Origin of the sequence: Actinomadura fulvescens, from assembly GCF_039533225.1 — a bacterium.
In the GTDB taxonomy this organism is placed as follows: domain Bacteria; phylum Actinomycetota; class Actinomycetes; order Streptosporangiales; family Streptosporangiaceae; genus Spirillospora; species Spirillospora fulvescens.
This window is the reverse complement of sequence record NZ_BAAATD010000011.1, coordinates 138,538-160,759: the sequence shown is the minus strand read 5'-3', so window position 1 is coordinate 160,759 and position 22,222 is coordinate 138,538. Positions and strand designations below refer to the sequence as shown.

At 72.3% G+C, this 22,222-nt stretch carries 19 protein-coding genes; 15 read left to right on the top strand and 4 right to left on the bottom strand.

Going from position 1 to position 22,222, the window contains the following annotated elements:
* The first annotated feature begins 61 nt into the window (after positions 1–61).
* The 11 genes from ABD333_RS34465 to ABD333_RS34415 all read left to right on the top strand — a co-directional run bounded on the left by ABD333_RS34465 (position 62) and on the right by ABD333_RS34415 (position 11,924).
* Positions 62–1,816: a substrate-binding domain-containing protein gene (locus tag ABD333_RS34465; RefSeq protein ID WP_344546737.1), complete on the top strand. Its 1,755-nt coding sequence runs from the start codon at positions 62–64 to the stop codon at positions 1,814–1,816.
* A complete protein-coding gene (locus tag ABD333_RS34460; protein ID WP_344546736.1) occupies positions 1,813–3,048 on the top strand; it encodes a sensor histidine kinase in 1,236 nt (411 codons plus the stop codon). The genes ABD333_RS34465 and ABD333_RS34460 overlap by 4 nt, the downstream gene beginning before the upstream one ends.
* Positions 3,045–3,746 carry a response regulator gene (locus ABD333_RS34455; protein WP_344546735.1) on the top strand — a complete coding sequence of 234 codons (702 nt, stop codon included), beginning with the start codon at positions 3,045–3,047 and terminating at the stop codon, positions 3,744–3,746. Before ABD333_RS34460 ends, ABD333_RS34455 begins: the two co-directional genes overlap by 4 nt.
* Positions 3,747–3,832: 86 nt before the next feature.
* The gene (locus ABD333_RS34450) at positions 3,833–4,213 is read left to right on the top strand and encodes a DUF3499 domain-containing protein (protein WP_344546734.1); all 381 of its coding nucleotides are present in this window, start codon (positions 3,833–3,835) and stop codon (positions 4,211–4,213) included.
* Positions 4,214–4,323: 110 nt separating this feature from the next.
* Positions 4,324–5,673 carry a phosphomannomutase/phosphoglucomutase gene (locus ABD333_RS34445; RefSeq protein ID WP_344546733.1) on the top strand — a complete coding sequence of 450 codons (1,350 nt, stop codon included), beginning with the start codon at positions 4,324–4,326 and terminating at the stop codon, positions 5,671–5,673.
* The gene (locus tag ABD333_RS34440; protein WP_425546956.1) at positions 5,670–5,852 is read left to right on the top strand and encodes a Trm112 family protein; all 183 of its coding nucleotides are present in this window, start codon (positions 5,670–5,672) and stop codon (positions 5,850–5,852) included. The genes ABD333_RS34445 and ABD333_RS34440 overlap by 4 nt, the downstream gene beginning before the upstream one ends.
* A gap of 12 nt (positions 5,853–5,864) precedes the next feature.
* A complete protein-coding gene (locus ABD333_RS34435) occupies positions 5,865–7,013 on the top strand; it encodes a bifunctional phosphoglucose/phosphomannose isomerase (RefSeq protein ID WP_344546732.1) in 1,149 nt (382 codons plus the stop codon).
* A complete protein-coding gene (locus ABD333_RS34430; protein WP_344546731.1) occupies positions 7,014–7,988 on the top strand; it encodes a cation diffusion facilitator family transporter in 975 nt (324 codons plus the stop codon).
* A gap of 445 nt (positions 7,989–8,433) precedes the next feature.
* Complete coding sequence (locus tag ABD333_RS34425; protein WP_344546730.1) at positions 8,434–10,095, top strand: sensor histidine kinase; 1,662 nt, start codon at positions 8,434–8,436, stop codon at positions 10,093–10,095.
* A gap of 21 nt (positions 10,096–10,116) precedes the next feature.
* Entirely contained in the window at positions 10,117–10,788 is a 672-nt protein-coding gene (locus ABD333_RS34420; protein ID WP_344546729.1) for a response regulator, read from the top strand.
* Positions 10,789–10,982: 194 nt separating this feature from the next.
* The gene (locus tag ABD333_RS34415) at positions 10,983–11,924 is read left to right on the top strand and encodes a dienelactone hydrolase family protein (protein WP_410558534.1); all 942 of its coding nucleotides are present in this window, start codon (positions 10,983–10,985) and stop codon (positions 11,922–11,924) included.
* A 15-nt stretch (positions 11,925–11,939) separates the two neighbouring features.
* Here ABD333_RS34415 and ABD333_RS34410 read toward each other — a convergent pair whose 3' ends face one another.
* Positions 11,940–13,163, bottom strand: coding sequence for a PucR family transcriptional regulator (locus ABD333_RS34410; protein WP_344546728.1), 1,224 nt, complete (start codon positions 13,161–13,163; stop codon positions 11,940–11,942).
* A gap of 254 nt (positions 13,164–13,417) precedes the next feature.
* On the opposite strand from ABD333_RS34410, the gene ABD333_RS34405 reads away from it, so the two are divergent.
* Positions 13,418–16,240 carry an AAA family ATPase gene (locus tag ABD333_RS34405; protein WP_344546727.1) on the top strand — a complete coding sequence of 941 codons (2,823 nt, stop codon included), beginning with the start codon at positions 13,418–13,420 and terminating at the stop codon, positions 16,238–16,240.
* 15 nt (positions 16,241–16,255) lie between these two features.
* Here the strand turns inward: ABD333_RS34405 and ABD333_RS34400 are convergent, their stop codons facing one another.
* The 3 genes from ABD333_RS34400 to ABD333_RS34390 form a co-directional block, all read right to left on the bottom strand.
* Positions 16,256–17,236, bottom strand: a complete 981-nt coding sequence (locus ABD333_RS34400; protein ID WP_344546726.1) for an NAD(P)-dependent alcohol dehydrogenase — start codon at positions 17,234–17,236, stop codon at positions 16,256–16,258.
* Positions 17,237–17,374: 138 nt separating this feature from the next.
* Positions 17,375–18,091 (bottom strand): TetR/AcrR family transcriptional regulator, encoded by a 717-nt coding sequence (locus ABD333_RS34395; RefSeq protein ID WP_344546725.1) that lies wholly within the window; start codon positions 18,089–18,091, stop codon positions 17,375–17,377.
* Positions 18,092–18,132: 41 nt separating this feature from the next.
* Complete coding sequence (locus ABD333_RS34390; protein WP_344546724.1) at positions 18,133–18,468, bottom strand: MerR family DNA-binding transcriptional regulator; 336 nt, start codon at positions 18,466–18,468, stop codon at positions 18,133–18,135.
* Positions 18,469–18,608: 140 nt separating this feature from the next.
* Between ABD333_RS34390 and ahcY (ABD333_RS34385) the strand changes: the two genes are divergently transcribed.
* The 3 genes from ahcY (ABD333_RS34385) to ABD333_RS34375 all read left to right on the top strand — a co-directional run bounded on the left by ahcY (ABD333_RS34385) (position 18,609) and on the right by ABD333_RS34375 (position 22,205).
* Complete coding sequence (ahcY, locus tag ABD333_RS34385; RefSeq protein WP_344546723.1) at positions 18,609–20,039, top strand: adenosylhomocysteinase; 1,431 nt, start codon at positions 18,609–18,611, stop codon at positions 20,037–20,039.
* 302 nt (positions 20,040–20,341) lie between these two features.
* Positions 20,342–21,598, top strand: coding sequence for an adenosylhomocysteinase (gene ahcY / locus ABD333_RS34380; RefSeq protein WP_344546722.1), 1,257 nt, complete (start codon positions 20,342–20,344; stop codon positions 21,596–21,598).
* Between the two features lie 25 nt (positions 21,599–21,623).
* Positions 21,624–22,205, top strand: coding sequence for a hypothetical protein (locus ABD333_RS34375; protein ID WP_344546721.1), 582 nt, complete (start codon positions 21,624–21,626; stop codon positions 22,203–22,205).
* Positions 22,206–22,222: the final 17 nt, after the last annotated feature.

Sequence of the window (22,222 nt, the reverse complement as noted above, 5' to 3'; positions counted from 1 at the left end):
TATGCCACAGTGGGCGGCGCGAGGACGACATTGCTCTACGGCGCCGTCCGGGGAGACTGACATGGATGGATCATCCCCATGGTCCCCGCCGGGGGCCGGCCCGATGGTCCAGCCCCGGCGTAACCACGATCGCCTCACCGTCGCGGCGGCCATCGCGCTGGCCGCCGGTCTGCTGCTCGGCGCCGGCGGCTGGGCGCTGACACGCGGCGGGCCCGGCTGCGACGGGCGGACGCAGTGGCTCGCCGTCACGGTGGATCCCGTCATCGCCCCCGCCGCCACCACCGTGGCCGAGCGCTACAACGCCGACCAGCGGGCCAAGGCGCGGTGCGCGATGGTCCGGGTCGCGGCCGGAGACTCCGATCGCACCTCGGCGTCGTTCGCCGGCGGCCGGACTCCGCCGGACGCCTGGCTTCCCGACTCGTCGTTGTGGGTCGACCTCGCACGGTCCAAGGCGAAGCGGGCGGCTCCCGGCAAGGACGTGGTCTCGGTCGCGTCCTCGCCGCTGGTCTTCGCGCTGCCGGCCCGGCCCGACGGCTCCGCCGAGCCCGGCCTGGAGAAGCTGACCTGGCAGGAACTCACGGCGGGCGTCCGGTCCCGCAAGGGCGGCGGCGACGCGACCCCCGGCAACGGCAACGGCAGGGCAGGCGTCGGCAACGTCGGTCCGGCTGGAACGTTGCGTCTGCGGATGCTGGACCCGGACAGGACGGGCACCGGGATGGCGACCCTGCTGGCGCTGGAGAAGACGTCCGGCGGGCTCGACGGCTTCGCCAGGAAGCTCCGTACGACCAAGCTCCTGCCCGCGGCGGGGGCCGGACGACGGTTGCGTGCCGAGAACAAGACCGACGGGCACGTACATGTGGCCGTCCTGCCCGAGCAGCTGGTGTGGTCGCAGAACCGCGGTGCGGCCGCCGCCACCGGCGGCATGCGCGCCGTCTACCCGGACGACCGCACGCCCTACCTCGACTTTCCCTTCGCGGTCGTCACGACCAACCCGGACAAGAGGCGCATCGCCCTGGAGTTCCGAGCCGCCCTGCGTTCCGCCCGGACGATCGGCGACCTCCAGCGGGTGGGGCTGCGCGGACCCGTCGGCACCGCCCAGGCGCCCGGCGGGATGGCGGTGGCCGGGCCGGGCGCGGCGGAACGCATCCGCAGGGTCTGGGAGGCCTTCGCGCGGGTCACCAACATCCTGGTCGTGGTGGACCAGCCGAAGATCGTCCGTCGGCCCCCGGCGGGCGGGCGGGCCGAACCGGCCGCCGAGCCGCTGACCAAGATGATGAACGCGCTGGGCGCGGGGTTCGCGGCGATGGCCGACCGCAGCGCGTTCGGGTTGTGGACGGTGTCGACCGGCCGGGGGCGCCCGTACGTCCCGCTGGCCCCCGTCCGCGAGCTCGGCGACGTCGACACCGGCGGTGTGGCCCACCGGTTGCGGCTGCAGGGGGCGTTGCGGAAGGTCCGGCCGAGAACGGACGGCAGGGCTCGCCTGTACGAGGCGATCCGGGCGGCGCAGCGGGAGGTGACGCGCACCTACGTGCCCGACAGGCTCAACGTCGTGCTGGTGCTCACCTCGGGGGCGGACAAGGGCGGCGGACCCGCCGACCCCGCGGCGTTGCGGCAGGTCAGGCGGTCCTACGACCGGAAGCGCCCGGTGAACGTGATCGTGCTGGACTTCGACGGCACGATCGCGCCGGAGCTGCGCACCGCGACGCGGGCCACCGCGGGCTGCGCCTTCAAGATCGACAACTTCCGCCGGCTCATCGGGCTCTTCCGGCGGTCGGACGGCATGCGCATCGCCGACGGCGACCCGGTGTGCCCATGAACGCCGGTGCGCCCGTGAACGGCTCGACCACCTGGGTGCGGCTGGGGGTCGCGTTCCGGTCGGTGCTCTCGCTGCGGCTGCTCGGGCTCGCCATGGCGCTGGCACTGATGCCCGCCGCCCGGCTGGACGCGGGCCTCGTCCTCACCGCGGCGACGATCGCCGTGCTGTCGACCGCCGCCGTCCTCGCCTGGCGGCCGGTCCTGACCTGGCTCGTGCGCTGGCCGGTGCTGTGCTGCGCGGACGCCGTGCCGGCCGCCGCCGTCCTCGTCCAGGGCGGGGTCTTCGGCGCGTTCTTCCTGTTCACGGTGTCGACCTCGGCGATCGCCGGCGTCCTGTACTCCTGGCGCCCCGTGCTGGTGGTCTGCGTGACCCAGATCGCCCTCAGCTACGCGGCCGTGGCACTGGGGGAGCCGGTCACGGGACGTCCGGACACGGCGATCCTGCTGTCGGGCTTCTACCCGGTCGCGGCCTGCGCCGGGGTGTGCCTGCGGCGGCTGCTCGACCAGTACGCCGACGCCGAGGCGGCGCTGCGCAACGCCAGGACCGCCGCCGCGGCGGCCGAGGAACGCACCCGGCTGGCCCGTGAGATGCACGACTCGCTGGCCAAGACCCTGCACGGCATCACGATGTCGGCCACCGCGCTGCCGACCTGGATCCGCCGTTCGCCCGACAGGGCCGAGCACACCGCGCGCGACATCGTCGCCGCCCTCCAGGTCGCCACGCGCGAGGCCCGCGGGCTCATCGCCGACCTGCGGGACGAGGCCTGCACGCTGCCGCTGGACGTGGCGGTGCGGCGGATCACCGCCGAATGGAGCGCGCACCACCGGATCCCGGTCCGCTTCGACGTCGTCCCCGGAACGCCCGGCGACCACGACGTGCCGCTGATGGTCCGGTACGAGGTCATCTCGATCATGAGGGAGGCCCTCGCCAACGTCGCCAGGCACGCCGGCGCGCGCCGGGTCGACGTCCGCCTCGCCCGCGCGGCGGAGGGCGTCGAGCTGGCCGTACGGGACGACGGCAGGGGGTTCGCCGTGCCGTCGGGGGAGGGGTTGCGCCTGTACACGCGTGACGGCCACTACGGGCTCGTCGGAATGGAAGAACGCGCACGTCAGGTGGGCGGCAGGCTCACCGTCGACTCCCGCCCGGGGGCCGGGACGACCATCGTGGTCACCGTTCCCTCGCTGCCGTCTCCGGCCGCGGCGGCGCCCCCGCCGGAAAGACGGGCCTCATGACCTCCCAGGAGCCGCGCCCGGTCCGGGTGCTCGTGGTGGACGACAATCCCGTGGTCCGGACGGGCCTGACGACCCTGCTGGAGTCGGGCGGCGTCCAGGTCGTCGGGGAGGCCTCCGACGGCGCCCAGGCGATCGAGCTGGCCCGGCGCGTGCGCCCCGACCTCGTCCTGCTGGACGTGCGGATGCCCGTGATGGACGGGGTGGCCGCGGCCGGGCCGCTGAGCGGGCTGGCCAAGGTGCTCATGCTCTCGTACGACTCGGACGCCGAGGTGATCGGCGCCGCGATCCGCAACGGCGCGTCGGGCTACCTCGTCCACGGCGCGTTCGGCGCGGACGAGCTCGTCCAGGCCATCGTGGACACGGTCTCGGATCGCAGCAGCCCCCTGTCCCCGCAGGCCAGCCGTGCCGTCGTGGCGGCGCTGCGCGACGGGAGCGGCGACGGGCCGCCGGGGCGGCCCCGGCCCGCCGACCGGCGGGCCGAGCTCGGGCTCTCCCGGCGCGAGGCCGAGGTGATGGACCTCATCGCCCGCGGCCGTTCCAACGGCGAGATCGCCGCGCTGCTGGTCGTCTCCGAGTACACCGTCAAGAACCACGTCAACCGCATCTTCGCCAAGCTGGGCGTCCGTTCCCGTGGCGCCGCCATCGCCCGCTGGCTCGGCACCGCCGACACGCCGCCGCGATCACCGCACGGAATGTAGCCGCTACGTCAGAAATAGCCCGGTAACGGCGACACGTGTACGCGGGTGGTGGCGGAGGCGGCGGGAGGGGGGTACGGTCGGCCATCGTGAGCCCCGTCCGCATCTGCTCCCGCACCGCCTGCAAGGCGCCCGCAGTTTTCACGCTCACGTACGTCTACCGCGACTCGACCGCGGTACTGGGGCCGCTCGCCACGTACGCCGAGCCGCATTGCTATGACCTGTGCGCGGAGCACTCCGAACGGCTCACCGCCCCCATGGGGTGGGAACTCGTCCGGCTGCCCGTCGGCGCCGAGACCGAGCCCAGCGACGACGATCTGGAAGCCCTCGCGGACGCCGTACGGGAGGCCGCCAAGCCCGCGACCGGCGGCCGTCAGGAACCCGTCGGCCAGGGCACCGAGGTCGGCCGCCGCGGCCACCTGCGGGTCCTGCGCTCCGACTCCGCGGGGACCCCCACCCCTCAGGACTGACCACGCGCGTTCGCCCAGGCGTGACCGGCTGTGGGGACGGTCACCGGTAGGCTCGGAACTCGCACGAGGAGTGCCGCACGCGGCAGAGCCTTTTCGGATAGGGAGCAGGAGTGGGCGACCTCGCCAAGATCTTCAAGGCGTACGACATCCGCGGCATCGTGCCGGAGGAACTGGACGCCGAGACCGCCGAGGCGGTCGGCGCCGCGTTCGTACGCGTGACCGGCGCAAGCGCCGTCGTCACCGCCCACGACATGCGGGAGTCCTCGGTTCCGCTGGCCGAGGCCTTCGCGCGCGGCGCGACCGGCCAGGGCGCGGACGTCGTCGAGGCGGGGCTCGGCTCCACCGACATGCTCTACTACGCCAGCGGCAGCCTCGACCTGCCCGGCGCCATGTTCACCGCCAGCCACAACCCGGCCAAGTACAACGGCCTCAAGCTGTGCCGCGCGGGCGCCAAGCCGATCGGCCGCGACACCGGGCTCGGCGAGATCCGCGAGCTGGTCGAGAAGGGCGTGCCCGCCTACGACGGCAAGCCGGGCACGGTCACGGAGCGCGACCTGCTCAAGGGCTACGCCGACCACCTCAAGACGCTGGTCGACCTGTCGGGCATCCGCCCGCTCAAGGTCGTGGTGGACGCGGGCAACGGCATGGGCGGCCACACGGTGCCGTCGGTGTTCGAGGGCCTGCCGATCGACCTGGTGCCGCTCTACTTCGAGCTGGACGGCACGTTCCCCAACCACGAGGCCAACCCGATCGAGCCGGCCAACCTGCGCGACCTGCAGGCCAAGGTCCGCGAGACCGGCGCCGACATCGGCCTGGCCTTCGACGGCGACGCCGACCGGTGCTTCGTCGTGGACGAACGGGGCGAGATCGTCTCGCCGTCCGCGATCACCGCCCTGGTGGCCACCCGCGAGCTGGCCAAGCACCCCGGCTCCAAGATCGTGCACAACCTGATCACGTCCAGGTCCGTGCCGGAGGTCGTCACCGAGCACGGCGGCACCCCGGTGCGCACGCGGGTGGGCCACTCGTTCATCAAGCAGACGATGGCCGAGACCGGCGCGGTGTTCGGTGGCGAGCACTCGGCGCACTTCTACTTCCGCGACTTCTGGTTCGCCGACTCGGGGATGCTGGCCGCGATGCACGTGCTGGCCGCCCTCGGCGGGCAGGAGCAGCCGCTGTCCGAACTGCTCACCGAGTACGACCGGTACGCGGCGTCCGGCGAGATCAACAGTGAGGTGGCCGACCAGGCCGCCACCACCGAGCAGGTCCGGGAGGCGTTCGCGGGCCGGCCGGGCGTGACGATCGACGAGCTCGACGGGCTCACCGTCGGCGCCGCCGACTGGTGGTTCAACCTGCGGCCCTCCAACACCGAGCCGCTGCTCCGGCTGAACGCCGAGGCCGACGACGAGCAGACCATGGCCGCCGTCCGCGACGAGGTCCTGGCGATCGTGAGGGGGAAGTGACCGTGCGGCTCGACTCCTGGTTGCTGGAGATCCTGGCCTGCCCCAACTGCGGCGGCGGGCTGCGGGAGGACGAGCGGGCGAGCGAGCTGGTCTGCACCGGCTCCTGCGGCTACGCCTATCCCGTACGCGACGACATCCCGGTGCTCCTCGTCGACGAGGCCCGCACCCCCGCCCCGTGAACGGGGTGGACGGTGACTGACGCGGCCGACCCGGCCGCACTGGACGACCCCGCGGCCATCGAGGCGGCCGATCCGGGCGGGATGCTCCGCCAGGTCGCGTCGTCGGCGGCGCAGATCCGCGAGGCCGCGCGCGCGGCCGTCGAAGCGGGCATCGACCGCCTCGCCGAGGACGGCCGCCCGCGGGCGATCGTCGTCACCGGCATGGGCGGTTCGGGCATCTCCGGCGACGTCCTGGCCGCGGTCTGCGGTCTGGGCTGCGCGGCTCCCATCGTGACCGTCCGCGGCTACCGGCTGCCCGGCTGGGTCGGCGCCGCCGACCTGGTGATCGCGGTGTCGTGTTCGGGCGGGACGGAGGAGACGCTCTCCGTCGCCGTCGAGGCCGCCCGCCGGGGGGCCCGGCTGCTCTTCGTGGGCTGCGCCGACTCCCCGCTCTCGGAGATGGCCGCGCAGAGCCGTGCGCTGTTCGTCCCGGTGCGTTCGGTGGGCCAGCCGCGCGCGACGCTGTGGGGGCTGACCGTGCCGCTGCTGCTCGCGGCCCGCACGCTCGGGCTGGCCGACGTTCCGGACGAGGTGCTGGAGTCCACGGCCACGCTCCTGGAGGACGTCTCCCATCGCTGCCGTCCCGGGAGCGAGTCGTTCGTCAACCCGGCCAAGCGCGTCGCGCTGGAGCTGGCCGGTGACATCCCGATGGTCTGGGGCACGTCGCCGCTCGCCGGCACCGCCGCCTACCGCTTCTGCTGCCAGCTCAACGAGAACGCCAAATACCCCGGCGTGCACGGTGAGCTGCCCGAGGCCGACCACAACCAGGTGATGGCGTTCGACGGCTTCTTCGGGCGTTCGGGGAGCTCCGGCGGCTCCGCGGATCCGGCCGACTTCTTCCGCGACCGCGCCGACGACGTCGACAACGGGCTCCATCTGGTCGTGCTGCGCGACCTCGACGAGCACCCGCAGGTGCTCAAGCGGCGCGAGGTCTCGATCGGCCTGGCCCGCGACCGCGGCGTCGCGGTGACCGAGATCGCCGCGGAGGGGGAGCATCCGCTGGAAAGGATCGCTACGCTGATCGCGCTCGGGGACTATGTGACGGTTTACTTGGCCATCGCGCTGGGCGTGGACCCCACGCCCGTGCCGGCCATCCAAGAGCTCAAGGCGAGGATTGCGTAGATGAGTGCAGAAGGCGGGACGAAGGCGATCGTCGCCGCGCTGGTCGCCAACCTGGGGATCGCGACCGCCAAGTTCGTGGCGTTCGCGTTCACCAGTTCGTCGTCGATGCTGGCGGAGGGCATCCACTCGGTCGCCGACTCCGGCAACCAGGGCCTGCTGCTCCTCGGCGGCAAGCGCGCGAAGCGGGCGCGCACGCCCCAGCACCCCTTCGGATACGGCCGGGAACGGTACTTCTACGCGTTCGTCGTCGCCGTCGTGCTGTTCACGATCGGCGCGGTGTTCTCGCTGTACGAGGGCTACCACAAGATCGATCACGCGCTGCACAACAAGGACGAGAAGATGAGCTCCCCGGGCTGGGCGTTCGGCGTGCTGATCATCGCGATCATCATGGAGTCCTTCTCGTTCCGCACCGCCATCAAGGAGTCCAACGCGGTCCGCGGTGAGCGCGGGTGGTGGCAGTTCATCCGCCGGTCCAAGGCTCCCGAGCTGCCGGTCATCCTCCTGGAGGACCTGGGCGCTCTCGTCGGCCTGATCCTCGCGCTGCTCGGCGTGACCATGGCCGTCCTGACCGGGAACCTCGTCTGGGACGGCGTCGGCACGATCGCCATCGGCGTGCTGCTGGCGACCATCGCGATCATCCTGGCCATCGAGACCAAGAGCCTGCTCATCGGTGAGGGCGCGGACCCCGAGGCCGAGGAGCGGATCGTCGAGGCGCTCGAGTCGGTCGAGGAGGTCGACCGCGTCATCCACATCCGGACGCAGTACGTCGGCCCGGAGGAGATGCTGATCGCGGCCAAGATCGCCGTGCAGCACGACGACACGGCTGCCGAGGTCGCCCGCGGCATCGACGCCGCCGAAGCCAAGATCAGGGCCCAGTTCCCCGAGGCCCGCCTGATCTACCTTGAGCCCGCCCTCGACGACGCCCAGCCCAAGAGGCCCACGTCCACCCCGGAGACCCCCACACCCTCCTCGTGACGACACACAAAGGCTCCCGGGCGAGACTTCTCGCCCGGGAGCCGTTTGTTTGATTCGTGTTCTTTTGATGAACGGCTTTGGTGGGGTAGGGGAAGGCGTTTCCCTCGCCGGCCGGCCGTTTCGCGCCGATCGACCCCAGCCCAGGTAGGACCGGCCGTGTCTCGGAGAGACACGCCCACGGACGACCAGCGAGGGCGCCTTCCCATGCTCCCCGTCCGGACCCCTGAAGCCGGACGGTTCTTGGTGTGACCCACGGCAGCTCCGCCGAACCCCCTATGTCGGTGGGGCTGCCGCGTCGGTCACAGTTAAGACATTACTTTCGGCCGGATCGTCCTTACGTCCCCCAAAAGGAGGGAAACGGTGTCGTCCTCTAGGGGGACTCGGGGCTCGCGCATAACACCGCACGGTGAGGTGAGCATCAGGGTAAAAGGGACAGTATGGATGAGTGACCAGCGACAACCACTCCGGCAACGCCCCGCGCCGTACGCGTGGCCACCCACCGCCTACCGGCGATCCGGCCGCGCGGGGGGAGCAGTCCACGCCGATGGCCGCCGAGTTCGGGCCGGCGCTCGCCCACCATGCCTGGCGCCTGTCCGGGCGGATCGTCGCCGGTCTCGGGCAGCTGCTCCTGTGGATCATCACGGGGCTCGGCCGGTTGCTGAGCCCGGTCGGCAGAAGCCTCGGCGCGAAGCTGTACGGTCCGGGCCGCCGCCAGCACGGCGCTCCCGCCATGGCGCCGGACGGCACCGCGGTGCTGCCGGGACCCACGACACGCACCGCGCCGCTGCCGCGGTGGATCAACGCCTGGGCAGAGTTCACCGCGTCCTGGTACTTCGCGCCGCTCACCGGGCTGGCGTTGACGATCGCCGCTCTCGCCGAGCTCGCGCCGCGTACCGGATCGCCGTTGAGCGTGGCCGGCGGGTTCGCGGTGGCGGCCACGCTGCCGCTGGTGTGGCGGCAGGAGTATCTGCGGCCCGTCGCGGCGGTGGCGCTCGCGGCGTTCGCGGCGAGCCTGCTGACCGGGCAGGGGCTGCTGATCACCACCACCTTCGCGGCCCTCTACACGCTGTACGCGCTGGGACGGCGGCTGCCGCGCCAGTCCGCCGGGGCGCTCGCGGTCGGCAGCCTGGCCACGGTCGCGGTGGTCTACTTCGCGACCACCACGCTGGACGAGATCCCCTGGCCGGCGCCCGTGGTCGCGGTACTGGCCGCGATCGGGCTCGGCGACGCCCGCCGCGCGGTGGAGAGCGCCGGGCGTACGGAGGCGGCGGCGGCGGAACGCAACAACGAGACCCTTACACGCCTGACCGCCGTCCAGCGGGAGCAGGCGGTCATGCGGGAACGGGCCCGCATCGCCCGTGAGCTGCACGACGTGGTCGCCCACTCGGTGTCGATGATCGCCGTACAGGCCGAGACCGCCCCGTACACCATGGACGACCTGTCCCCGGAGGCCCGCGAGGGCTACACCGAGATCGCCAAGACCGCCCGGGAGGCGCTGGTCGAGATGCGGCGGCTGCTCAGCGTGCTGCGCGCCGACGCCAAGCCGGAGCCCGAGTCGCAGACGGCGCCGCAGCCCCGGCTGGACCGGCTGCCGGACCTGATCGACCAGCATCGCGGCGCGGGCGGCCGGGTGGATCTGGAGGTCCACGGCGACCCCCGCACGCTGTCGACCACGGTCGAGCTGTCGGCGTACCGGATCGTGCAGGAGGCGCTCACCAACGCGCGGCGGCACGCGCCCGGCGCCGAGGTGCACGTGGATCTGACCTACCTGCCCGACCGGCTGGCCGTCCGGGTACGGGACGACGGCGGTTCGGCGCCGACCATGATCTTGAACCGCGATCCGGCCGCCACGCGGAGAGATGACGTGGAACCCGGCGGCGCGCCGGAGCGTCAGACCGGGCAGACTCGTCTCCAAGCCGCGCCTCCCGCGGACTCCGGCGGCGGACACGGGCTGGTCGGGATGCGGGAACGTGCGACCATGCTGGGCGGACGTTTCTCCGCGGGGCCGGCCACGGCGGGCGGTTACCTGGTGGAGGCCGAGCTCCCGCTGTCGAGGGAAGGGAACCCGACCCGTGATCCCGGTTCTGAGGCACCCGGCCATCGCTGAGCTCCGCCTGGAGCCGACACGATGATCAAGGTGATCATCGTCGATGACCAGACGATCGTGCGCGCGGGCTTCGCCGCCCTGCTGGACGCCCAGCCCGACATCTCCGTCATCGGCGAGGCCGGTGACGGCCGCGAGGCGGTGCGGCTGGCCGAGGCCGGCCGGCCGGACGTCGTGGTCATGGACATCCGGATGCCGGGCATGGACGGCATCGAGGCCACCAGGCGCATCCTGGCGCAGCCCGGTGCCGACGGCGTCCGCGTGCTGGTGCTGACCACGTTCGACGTGGACGAGTACGTCTACGAGGCCCTGTCGGTGGGCGCCAGCGGCTTCCTCCTCAAGGACGCCACCGCCGACGAGCTGGTCTCGGCCGTACGCGTCGTCGCCCGCGGCGACTCGCTGCTGGCCCCGCAGGTCACCGGGCGCCTGATCCGCGAGTTCACGACGCAGCGCCGCAACCGTCCCCAGGCCCCCGCGGAGCTCGCCACGCTGACCGCCCGCGAGACCGAGGTGCTGGTGCTGATCGCCGGAGGCCTCTCGAACGGCGAGATCGCCGCCCGCCTGGTGGTCAGCGAGCACACCGTCAAGACGCACGTCGCCCGGGTCTTCACCAAGCTGGGCCTGCGCGACCGCGCCCAGGCCGTCATGCTGGCGTACGAGTCGGGCCTGGTGGTCCCGGGGGCCAGCAGCACCTGACGGCACCTGACGGCATCTGGTGCGCCGGGGTCGCGCCGAGCCGGCGGTGGTGCGAGACCGGTGATGCGAGACCGGTGATTTCGCCGATGCGCGGATGATGCGGGGTCTCGACAATTGCGGACGTCGATATCCGTAGAAGCCAGCCGTAAACGGGTCAAACCGGGCTGGTTCCCCCCACTCAGGAGTGCATCGACGTGCGACCCCCCACCCCATCCCGCCCGACGCGTACCCGCAAGCGGTTCGGCCTCGGCCTGGCGGCGCTGGCCCTCACGGGCACGGCCACCGCCGCCGTCACCGTGGTGACCGCGGCGGACACCCCCGCCTCCAGCGTCGCGCTGAGCGCCGCCGCGGCGGCCGAGAACCCCTACGAGCGCGGCCCGGACCCGACCCCGCAGAGCATCACGGCATCGCGCGGTTCGTTCGCCACGTCCCAGACCAGCGTCTCCTCGATCAGCGTCTCCGGCTTCGGCGGCGGGACGATCTACTACCCGACCAGCACCGCCGAGGGCACGTTCGGTGCCGTCGCCATCGCGCCGGGCTTCACCGCCGACCAGAGCACCATGGCCTGGTACGGGCCGCGGCTGGCCTCGCAGGGCTTCGTCATCTTCACCATCGACACCCTCTCCCGGTTCGACCAGCCCGCCAGCCGTGGCCGCCAGCTCGCGGCCGCGCTGGAGTACCTGACCCAGCGCAGCTCCGTCCGTAGCCGCATCGACATGAGCAGGCTCGCGGCCATGGGCCACTCGATGGGCGGCGGCGGCACGCTGGAGCTCGCGAACGACATGCCCGCGCTCAAGGCCGCCATCCCGCTCACCCCCTGGAACACGACCAAGAACTGGTCGTCCGTCCGGGTCCCCACGATGATCATCGGAGCGCAGAACGACACGGTCGCCCCGGTCTCGTCGCACTCCGAGCCGTTCTACCGGTCGCTGACCTCCGCGCGGGAACGGGCCTACATCGAGCTGAGGGGCGCCTCCCACCTCGCTCCCAACACCAGCAACACCACGATCGCGAAATACAGCCTGTCGTGGCTGAAGCGGTTCGTTGACGACGACACCCGCTACGACAAGTTCCTCTGCCCGATCCCGAGCGACTCCACCGTCTCGGAGTTCCAGGAGACCTGCCCGCTCACCTGACGTCCTTCCTGATGATCACCGCTCCGGCGGCGGCCGCGTCTCGCGGCCGTCGCCGGACAGGCGTCTGGCCTTCGACGCCAGGGCGAGTTCCACCAGATCGCGTGGCCGCCCGCGCAGGCGCCCGGTGAGCCGTTCGATGCGGCGCAAGCGGCTGAGCACGGTGTTGGGATGGCAGTAGAGCGCCTTCGCCGCCTGAGCCGCCGAACCGTCGGCGTCGAGCCACGCGATCAGCGTGTCCAGCAGTTCGTCGCGGTGCGCGGGCGTCAGCGTGTCGAGCGCGCCGAGGACCGTTTCGTCCAGCCGTGCCGCGAGCCGGGGCTGGGCGGCCAGCAGCGACTCCGGCAGCCGCCGTTCGAGCACGGCGACCTCGGCGCCGTCCGCCCGGCAGGTGCGCAGGGCCGTCTCGGCGAGGCGGCGGGCGGCTCCCACGTCGGCGAGGGATTCGACGACCGTGCTCACGCCCGCGTGTTCCAGGACGTGCGGACGCAGCGCCTCGGCCAGCTCGTCGAGATCCGCCGAGCCGAGTGAGACCAAGGCGACCTGCCCCTGGGCGCGCATCCGCCAGAGGAAGCGCATCCCGTTCCGCTCATCGGGCCGGGACGGTCCCGCGGCGTCCGGCAGCGGCCGGCTCAGCACGACGACCGCGTACCTGCCCTGCGCCGCGAGCCCGAGCAGCGACACCGCGTCGGCGAGCACACCGCCGTTGGTGCCCCGCCCGTCGAGCAGGGCGTCGATCGCCGCCCGCACCTTCTCCTCGCCGCGGCGGAGCAGCTCCTGCTCGGTCCGGTGGTAGGCCGAGATGATCGCGCCGGACTGCTGGTCGATGGCCTCCCACGTACGGCTGGTCTCGCGCAGGAGGACGGGCAGGTACGCCGGGTCCTCCTGGTCGGCCACCTCGACGACCGCCTCCCAGAACACCCGCCCGGCCAGCCGGTACGAACGCAGCAGCTGGTCGAGCGGCTGACCCTGCTCGGCCCGCCGCCGGCCGAGCCGTTCGGCCCACCACAGATCGGCCCGCCCGCGGCCGGGGTCCAGGATCGTCGCCAGGCTGTGCCCGAGCCCCGTGACGCACGCCTCCCGGAGATCGTCGTCGCGGCTCCACGGGCGATGCCCGCCCGCGCCGCCGCGGATCTCGGTGGAGAGCCGGTCCGCGAGCTGGGGAAGGCGGTCCGACAGCCGCAGCACGACCGTGCGCATGATCGCGCGGCGGTCGGAGCCGGTCCGGCCGTTCGTCGTCATCGCCCGTCACCTCCACGCGGGACCCGGCTCATGGTGCCATCGCCCGGCGATACAGGGCCACCCTGGCACATTCCGGGCGCGGTCCGGTTGTGCTCGCACACAACCGCGCGGCCCTCTCATTGCGCTGCGTCCCCGAATTGTGACTCCGCTCTGGACCGGCCCCGGCCGCCGTGCTGGTCTGTGGGCCGACACGCGTCCTGCGGCCCGCACGCTCCGCGGCGGGTCCGCGCCACGCCGTGGAAGGAAGGTGCGCCATGGGACCTGGAAGCCCGCTCCCGCTTCGGTTCGCCGGGCCGGACCACGATCGCACGGAGGACAGGACCGCACCGGTCGTCCTGCACGGCCGGGACGGCGAGGTGAACGTGCTCGGCCGCCTGCTCGACCGGGCCCGCGGCGGGGGCGGCGGAGCGCTCACGATCGCCGCCGGACCCGGGCTCGGACGGACGGCACTGCTGGCGGAGGCCGTGCGGAGGGCGGCCCCGGACGTCCGGACGTTCGGCACGCGGGGCGTCCGGCACGAGGCCGCGGTGCCGTTCGCCGGGCTGCTCGGGCTCGTGCAGCCGCTGGTGCGGCTTCCGGATCTCCTGGCGCGGCTGCCGGCCGGCCAGGCGGCGAGCCTGACCGCCGCGCTGGCCGGCGGCGCCGATCCCGCCGACGCGGCCCGCACGCTGCCCGCGGCGGTGCACGCGCTCCTCGTCGAGGCGGCGCGCGGCGGGCCGCTGCTCTGCTGGGTCGACGACGTCCAGTGGCTGGACCGGATCTCGCTGGAGGCGCTCGCGTTCGCGGCCCGCCGGATCTCCGCCGACCCGATCGTGATGCTCTTCGCGCTGCGCGACGATCCGCCGGTCATCGCCGGGCGCCAGCCGCTCGACGACATCCCCCGGCTGCTCGTCGGCCCGCTGGACGACACGGCGAGCCTGCGCGTCCTGGCGGACCGGTCCGGCGGACGCGGTGTCCTCGGCGAAGGACTGGCCGAAGAGCTGGCCGGGCTCGCCGTCGGCTGCCCGCGCGCCCTGGTCGATCTCGCCGGCGCCCTCACGCCCGCGCAGCTGACCGGTGCCGCACCGCCGCCTCGCGAACTCCCGGGGGACAGCGCGCTGCGCGTCTACTACCGGCGGCGGCTCCGCCGGCTGCCTGCGGACGCGCGGCGCCTCACGGTCCTGGTCGCGGCCGGCGAACGGCTCGACCTCGCCACGACCGCCCGCGCCGCGGCCGCGGCGGGCCTGAACCTGGGCGAACTCGAAGCGGCGCGCAACGCGGGGCTGATCCGGATCGAGGGCGACACGGTCGAGACGGCGAGCCCGCTGGTCCGGTCCTGCCTGTACGCCGACGCGCCGCTCGCCGAACGCAGGTCGGCCCATGCCCTGCTGGCCTCGGTCCTGGACCAGGAACGGCATCGTCCCCAACGGAGCCTTCACCGCGCCGCGCTCGCCCAGGAACCCGACGCCCGCCTCGCCGACGAGCTCGCGGAGGCGGCGTCGTACGCCCGGGCACTGGGCGCTTTCGCCGACTCCAGCCGTGTCTGGGAACGCGCGGCACACCTGACGACGGGGCGGAGCAAGGCCGAGCGTCTTCTCGACGCGGCCACCGACGCGTGGACGGCCGGACGCCCCCGGCGAGCCCGCGTCCTGCTCGTCCAAGCCCGTTCCTGCGCGGACACCGCCGAGCTGACAGGCCGAGCCGACCTTCTGCAGGGCGAGATCGAGCTGACGGACGGCGTACCGGCGACCGCCGTGGACCTCCTGCTGCAGGCGGCCGAACGGCTCGACGATGACCGGGCGGCACACGCGCTCGTCCGCGCGGGAGAGGCCGCGGACATGGCCGGCGACCATCGTTCGCACGCGCTGGTCACCGAACGGGCGGCACACCTGCGGCCCGGCACCGGCACCGGCGCCGAGTTGGCGCGCGCCTTCCTCGCCGGGATGGACAGCACCTTCCAAGGACACCACCGGGAGGCCGCCGCCCACCTAGGCCGCGTCCTGCTGCTGGCGGAGACCGGCGACGACTGCGACTCGCGCGTCTGGGCGAGCATCGCGGCCCTGGTGCTGGGGCGGCGCCACCGAGCCCGGACCCTGGCGACCCAGGCCGTGACCGGCGCGCGGCGGAACGGGGCGGCCCTGGTTCCCGGCGCGCTGGCGATCCTCGCCCAATGCGAGATCTCGCTGGGGCGCTACCCGGTCGCGATGGCGGTCGCCGCGGAGGGGCTGTCGGCCGCGCGCGCCGCCGGGCAGCGGAACCGCGAGGCCGAGTTCCTCGCGATCCTCGCCCTCCTGGCGGCCTTCCACGGCGATACGGCGACGGCCATGCGGCGCCTGGACGAGATGGGGGACGCTGTGGGCCGCCGTGGTCTGGCCCGGGCGGCGGCCTCCGCGACCTGGGCCCTGGCCTGCCTCGCGCTGGCCGACGACCGCCCCGCCGACGCGGCGGCCCGGCTCCGGCAGCTGACCGGGCCGGGGTCGGCGCACGGCACCATCCGGATCATGGCGATCCCGCACTTCGTCGAAGCCGCCGTCCGCTGCGACTGGGAGCGATCAGCGGAGCGGGCGTTCGCCGCGTACGAGAGATGGGTGACGGATGCGGGCAGCCGGGCCGGGCGCGCGCTCGCGGAACGATGCCGCGCGCTGTTGGCCGGCGACGCCGCGACGGCGAGCGCGCACTTCGAGGAGGCACTGCGGCTGCACCGCGACTGCGACTCAAGGCACGAGTTCGCGCACACCGAACTGCTCTACGGCCACCGCCTCCGCCGGGACCGCCGGCCCCGGGACGCCCGCGAGCACCTGCGCAACGCGCTGGACCTGTTCCAGCAGGAGGGCGCAGAACGCTGGGCGGAGCGTTCCCGGACCGAACTGCGCGCTGCGGGCGAGGCCGTCGACCCGCCTCCCGCGCACAGCGCCGACCTGGAGGCCCTCACCGCGCAACAGTTGAGAATCGCCCGCCTCGTCGCCGACGGCGCCACCAACCGCGAGATCGCGACCCGTCTGGTCATCAGCCCCCGCACCGTCGACCACCACCTCCGCAACGTCTTCACCCGCCTGGGCATCCGCTCCCGGGTCGAACTGGCCCGCCTGGTCAGATGAGCCGCGAAGCCACGATCAGAAGGTGATGGCGACCTTGCCCCGGGCGTGGCCGCGCTCGACGTAGCGCAGCGCCTCGGGAAGCTCGGCGAACGGCCAGGTCCGGTCGATGACGGGCGTGACCTGGCCCTTCTCCATGAGCTCCGCCAGGAACCGCAGGTCCGCGGAGTTGGGCTTCCAGCGGACGGCGCCGATGCGCTGGCTGACGAAGGGAGAGGCCAGCGCTCCACGGAGCATCTGCGCCGCCGGGCCGAGGAACCCGCCACGCGGCGAGGCGATGCCGCCCACGATCACCAGCGTTCCATGGGAGGTCAGGGGACGCCGCAGCCGCGCCAGCGGCCGGTCGCCCACGATGTCCAGGAGCAGGTCGTACCGTCCCTTCCGTTCGGTGAAGTCCTCGCGGGTGTAGTCCACGGCGTCGTCCGCGCCCAGGGAACGGACCAGTTCGAGGTTGCGGGTGCTGCACACGCCGGTGACTTCGGCTTGGAGGGCCTTGGCGAGCTGGACGGCGAACGTGCCGATGCCGCCGGAGGCCCCGTTGACGAGCACCCGCTGCCCGGCGGCGAGCCCGCCCACGTCGCGCAGGCCCTGCAGCGCGGTGTGCGCGGCCATCGACACCGACGCCGCCTGCTCGAAGGTGAGGTCGGCGGGCTTGAGGGCCAGCCTGTCGTGCGGGACGGCGACGGCCTCGGCGAACGAGCCCAGCCGGACCTCCCCGAAGACCTCGTCGCCGGGACGCAGTCCGGTCACCTCGTCGCCCACCCGTTCGACGACACCGGCGAGGTCGGCGCCGGGGACCAGGCCCGGTCTCGGACGCCGCAGGCCGATGCTGAGCCGGACGAGCTTCGGGTCGGCCCGCACGTGGCGCCAGTCGTAGGGGTTGACGGACGCCGCCCGTACCCGCACCAGCACCTCGTCCCGGGCGATGCGGGGCTCGTCGACGTCCCTGAGACCCAGCACGTCGGGCGGACCATAACGATCCCAGCTCCAGGCTTTCATGGCGTCTCCCTCTACAAAACGGCCGTCATACGCCGTAAGGTCGTCATACGTTGTAAGGCTATCGTACGGCGTAAGGGAGTCAAGGGCCGCGCAAGGCCGGGGACGCTCAGTCCCGTTCGGAATGCCTTTCGGAAAAGATCACGAACCGGCGGCGCGGCGCCGTTCCAGCCCGTCGAGGATCAGGTCGAGCGCGAACTCGAACTCGAACTGGTCGTCGCAGAAGCCCAGGGTGCCGTCCGGATCGTCGTGGACGGCGTCCGCCAGCATCCCGGCGAGGTTGGGGAACCGGCCGCCCAGCTGCTCGATCATCGCGGCGGCCTCGGCGCCCGCGGTCTGGACGCCGTCGGGCCGGAACAGCTCCTGGGTGAACCCGAGAGCGCGGCTGCCGAGGACGTGCAGCGCGCGGTGGGCCAGCTCGAAGGAGAACCCGCCCGCCCGGAGAATGGCGACGACGTGGTCGACGTAAGCGATGAAGACCGGGCTCGTGGTGGTGCGCGTTTCGAGTACCTGCGGAGCCCAGCGGTGCCGCAGGAGCACCTCCCGGGCGGCGAGGATCCGCGCACGCAACGCCGCCTGCCAGTCCTCGCCGGGCGACGGGGCCTTGACCTCCTCCACCGCCGCCATGATCTCGCCCAGGACCACCTCGACGAGGCCGTCGAAGACGGCCTCCTTGTTGGCGACGTGGTGGTAGAGCGACATCGCCTCGACCCCGACCTCCTGCGCGAGCCGCCGCATGGTCAGCGCGTCGAGGCCGTCGCGGTCGGCGAGCCGCACGGCCGCACGCAGCACCCGCCGCCGGGTCAGCGGGATACGAGGCTGCTCGGCCGGCTCGTCGGCGTCGGTCCGTGGGGTCATGGATCTTCCTCCCGGCGCACTCTATCCGTACACGGTAAGTCTCAACGGCGGCGGAGCAGGCGGAGGGCCTTCTCCTTCTCGAAGTCGAGAGCCCGCGTGGGCGGGGCGGAGAGGCGGCCGATCCGTTCACCGAGCTCTCGTACGCGCGCCTGGACCTCGGGTTCGGCCAGTACGCGCAGACCGAATGCCAGCTCGGCCGGTCCTACGTCGTAACGTTTCTCCAACGCGAGCGCCAGCGCGACCGCGCGCAGCTCGGTGTCACCGAAGCGCCGGTGGCCGCTCTGCTCGCGCGTGGGCGGCAACAGCCCGAGAGCCTCGCGGTACCGGAGCATTCGAGGCGAGGTTCCGAGCCGCCGGGCGGCCTCCGTGATACGCATGAGGGTGATTCTGACAAATTAGTGTCAGAAAGTCGCCCCCGGACGTGCCTTGGGCTCCCGGGCATGCCTAGACTCGCGAACGGACCCACAGTCATGGGCGCGGTGGGCGCCGATCCAGGGACGCAAGGAGCAACGAAAGCATGGACTACAAGGTCGCCGATCTGTCGCTCGCCGATTTCGGGCGCCGGGAGATCCGGCTCGCCGAGCACGAGATGCCCGGTCTGATGGCGGTACGCAAGGAGTACGCCGAGGCCAAGCCGTTGCGCGGGGCCAAGATCATGGGCTCGCTGCACATGACGATCCAGACCGCCGTGCTGATCGAGACGCTGGTGGAGCTGGGCGCCGACGTCCGCTGGGTGTCGTGCAACATCTTCTCCACGCAGGACCACGCCGCGGCCGCGGTCGTCGTGGGCCGCGACGGCACCGTCGACGACCCGAAGGGCGTGCCGGTGTTCGCCTGGAAGGGCGAGACGCTGGAGGAGTACTGGTGGTGCACCGACCAGGCGCTGTCCTGGCCCGACGGCACCCCGCCGAACATGATCCTCGACGACGGCGGCGACGCCACGATGCTGGTCCACAAGGGCACCGAGTACGAGAAGGCGGGCGCCGTCCCGTCCGCCAACGAGGGTGACCCCGAGGAGTGGGGCATCGTCCTCGACACGCTGCGCCGCACGATCGGCGAGCGTCCGGGCCGCTGGACCGAGACGGCCGCCGCGATCAAGGGCGTGACCGAGGAGACCACGACCGGCGTGCACCGGCTGTACGAGATGCACAAGGCCGGCACGCTGGCGTTCCCGGCGATCAACGTCAACGACTCGGTCACCAAGTCCAAGTTCGACAACAAGTACGGCTGCCGGCACTCGGTGATCGACGGCCTCAACCGCGCCACCGACGTGCTGATCGGCGGCAAGGTCGCGCTCGTGGCCGGCTACGGCGACGTGGGCAAGGGCGTCGCCGAGGCGCTCAAGGGCCAGGGCGCCCGCGTGATCGTCACCGAGATCGACCCGATCTGCGCCCTGCAGGCCGCGATGGACGGCTTCCAGGTCACCACGCTGGAGGACGTCGTCGACCTGGTCGACATCTTCGTGACCACGACCGGCAACTTCAACATCATCACGGCCGACCACATGGCCAGGATGAAGCACCAGGCGATCGTGTCCAACATCGGGCACTTCGACAACGAGATCGACATGGCCGGGCTCGGCCGCGTCCCGGGCATCGTCAAGACCGAGATCAAGCCGCAGGTGCACGAGTGGCGCTTCCCGGACGGCCACACGGTCCTCGTGCTCGCCGAGGGCCGCCTGATGAACCTGGGCTGCGCCACCGGCCACCCGTCGTTCGTCATGTCCAACTCGTTCACCAACCAGGTGATCGCGCAGATCGAGCTGTTCACCAAGACCGAGGAGTACCCGGTCGGCGTCTACGTGCTGCCCAAGCACCTGGACGAGAAGGTCGCCCGCCTGCACCTGGACGCGCTCGGCGTGAAGCTGACCACGCTCACCAAGCAGCAGGCCGAATACATCGGCGTCGACGTAGAGGGCCCCTACAAGCCCGACCACTACAGGTACTGATTGCGTCGCCCTTGGCGTCGGGCGCTGGAGCGCCCTCCTTCAACGGGCGTCGCGGCGATCGCTCAGTTTTTATTGCGTTGCCCTCGGCGTCGGGCGCTGGAGCGCCCTTCTTCAACGGGCGTCGCGGCGATCGCTGCATCGCGCCCGACTCGCCTGGCGGCTCGCTCCGCGATCAGTTCCTCGCAGGCTCGGAACTGCCTTCGGACGCGATCGCAACGCTGGTCTGTGGTTGATGCAGGGCAAGTGAAAAGCAGCCGGGGCGGACTTGTGTCCGCCCCGGCGGCTCCTTCTCAGGGGGGTTGATGAGCGACATTGCGGACGCTTCGCTGGCGTACCAGGGCGTCAAGCGGATCGAGTGGGCCGACCGGGCGATGCCTGTGCTGCGGCAGATCCGGGACCGGTTCGCCGCCGAACGGCCGCTGGACGGGTTCCGGATCGCGGCGTGCATGCACGTGACGACCGAGACCGCGAACCTCATCCGTACGCTGCAGGCGGGCGGCGCCAGCGTCGCGCTGGCGGCCTCCAATCCGCTGTCCACGCAGGACGACACCGCGGCCGCGCTCGTCCAGGAGTACGGCGCCGAGGTGTTCGCCCGCTCGGGCATCGACCGTGAGGGTTACTACCGGCATATCCATCAGGCTCTGGAGACGGGGCCGGATTTGGTGCTCGACGACGGCTGCGACCTCGTCAACACGCTGCACATCGACCGGACTGATCTGCTCGACACGGTCAAGGGCGGTTGTGAGGAGACGACGACCGGGGTCATCCGGCTGCACCAGATGGCGCGCGAGGGCGTGCTGCGGTTCCCGATGGTGGCGGTGAACGACACCGACACCAAGCACATGTTCGACAACCGGTACGGCACCGGCCAGTCGACGCTGGACGGCATCATCCGGGCCACCAACACCCTGCTCGCCGGCAAGACGATCGTCATCGCGGGCTTCGGCTACTGCGGGCGGGGCCTGGCCGAGCGCGCGCGTGGTCTGGGAGCCCGCGTCGTCGTCACCGAGATCGACCCCGTGAAGGCACTGGACGCCGCGCTGCAGGGCTTCGCCGTGGAGCCGATGGCCGAGGCCGCCGAGCACGGCGACGTCTTCATCACCGTGACCGGCAACCGCGACGTGATCGCCGCCGAGCATCTCGCGGTGATGAAGGACGGCGCGATCCTGGCCAACTCCGGCCACTTCGACATCGAGATCGATGTGCGGGCTCTCGGTGAGCTGGCCGTCGAGGTTCATCGCGGCGTACGGCCCCAGGCCGACGAGTACGTCCTCGCCGACGGCCGGCGGCTGGTGCTGCTGGCCGAGGGCCGCCTGGTCAACCTCGCCGCCGCCGAGGGCCATCCGGCGGCCGTCATGGACATGTCGTTCGCCGACCAGGCCCTCACCTGCGCCTGGCTGGCCAAGGAGCACGAGGGGCTCGCGGCCGCCCTGCACGACGTGCCGAAGGAGATCGACACCGAGGTGGCGCGGCTCAAGCTGGCCTCCATGTCGATCGGCATCGACACCCTGACCCCGGAGCAGGAGGACTACCTCCTCTCCTGGCGCATCGGCTCCTGACCGCCGTTGGGGTAACGTCCTCCGAGTGCCGCGTGGAACCTACCTTCACCTCGAAGAAGAGCTTGAGGAGCGCTTTCAGTGCGCCCCGGGCGCGGGCGGGTGGCGGTATGTGGGGGAGCGCTCCGACGGGCTGCGGCTCGACCTGGTCGTGGACGGACGGTGGCGGCAGATCCGGGTGGAGCTGGTCACCCCCGACTGGTGGATCCGGGGCGGCGTGACCGGTCACGAGCTCGCCTGGGTCCGGGCGGCCTCGGGCGCGGACACCGCGACCGAGCACGGCGAACGCGCCGCGGCGTTCATCGGGGAGTCGCCCGGGTTTCTCGTCGCGGTGGGCCGGACGCTGCGGCTGGGCAAGGGCGAGCAGGCCGATGTGCGGCTCGTTCGGCTGAGTGGGCCGGCGCTGTCGGCGCTGACCGGCAGCTGGCGCTGGCGGCTGGCGGAGATCGAGACGCACGAGACCGAGACCGCTCCGCTGCCGGTCGAGCGGTACGAGGTGACCGATCTGGCGACCGGCGAGGTGGCCATGGTCCATCTGGCCGGAGACGTGGTCGTGGCGGCGCCGGGAATCGAGCTGACCGAGCTCGGATCGCCGCCCAATCTCACCTGATCACATATTTTCAATGG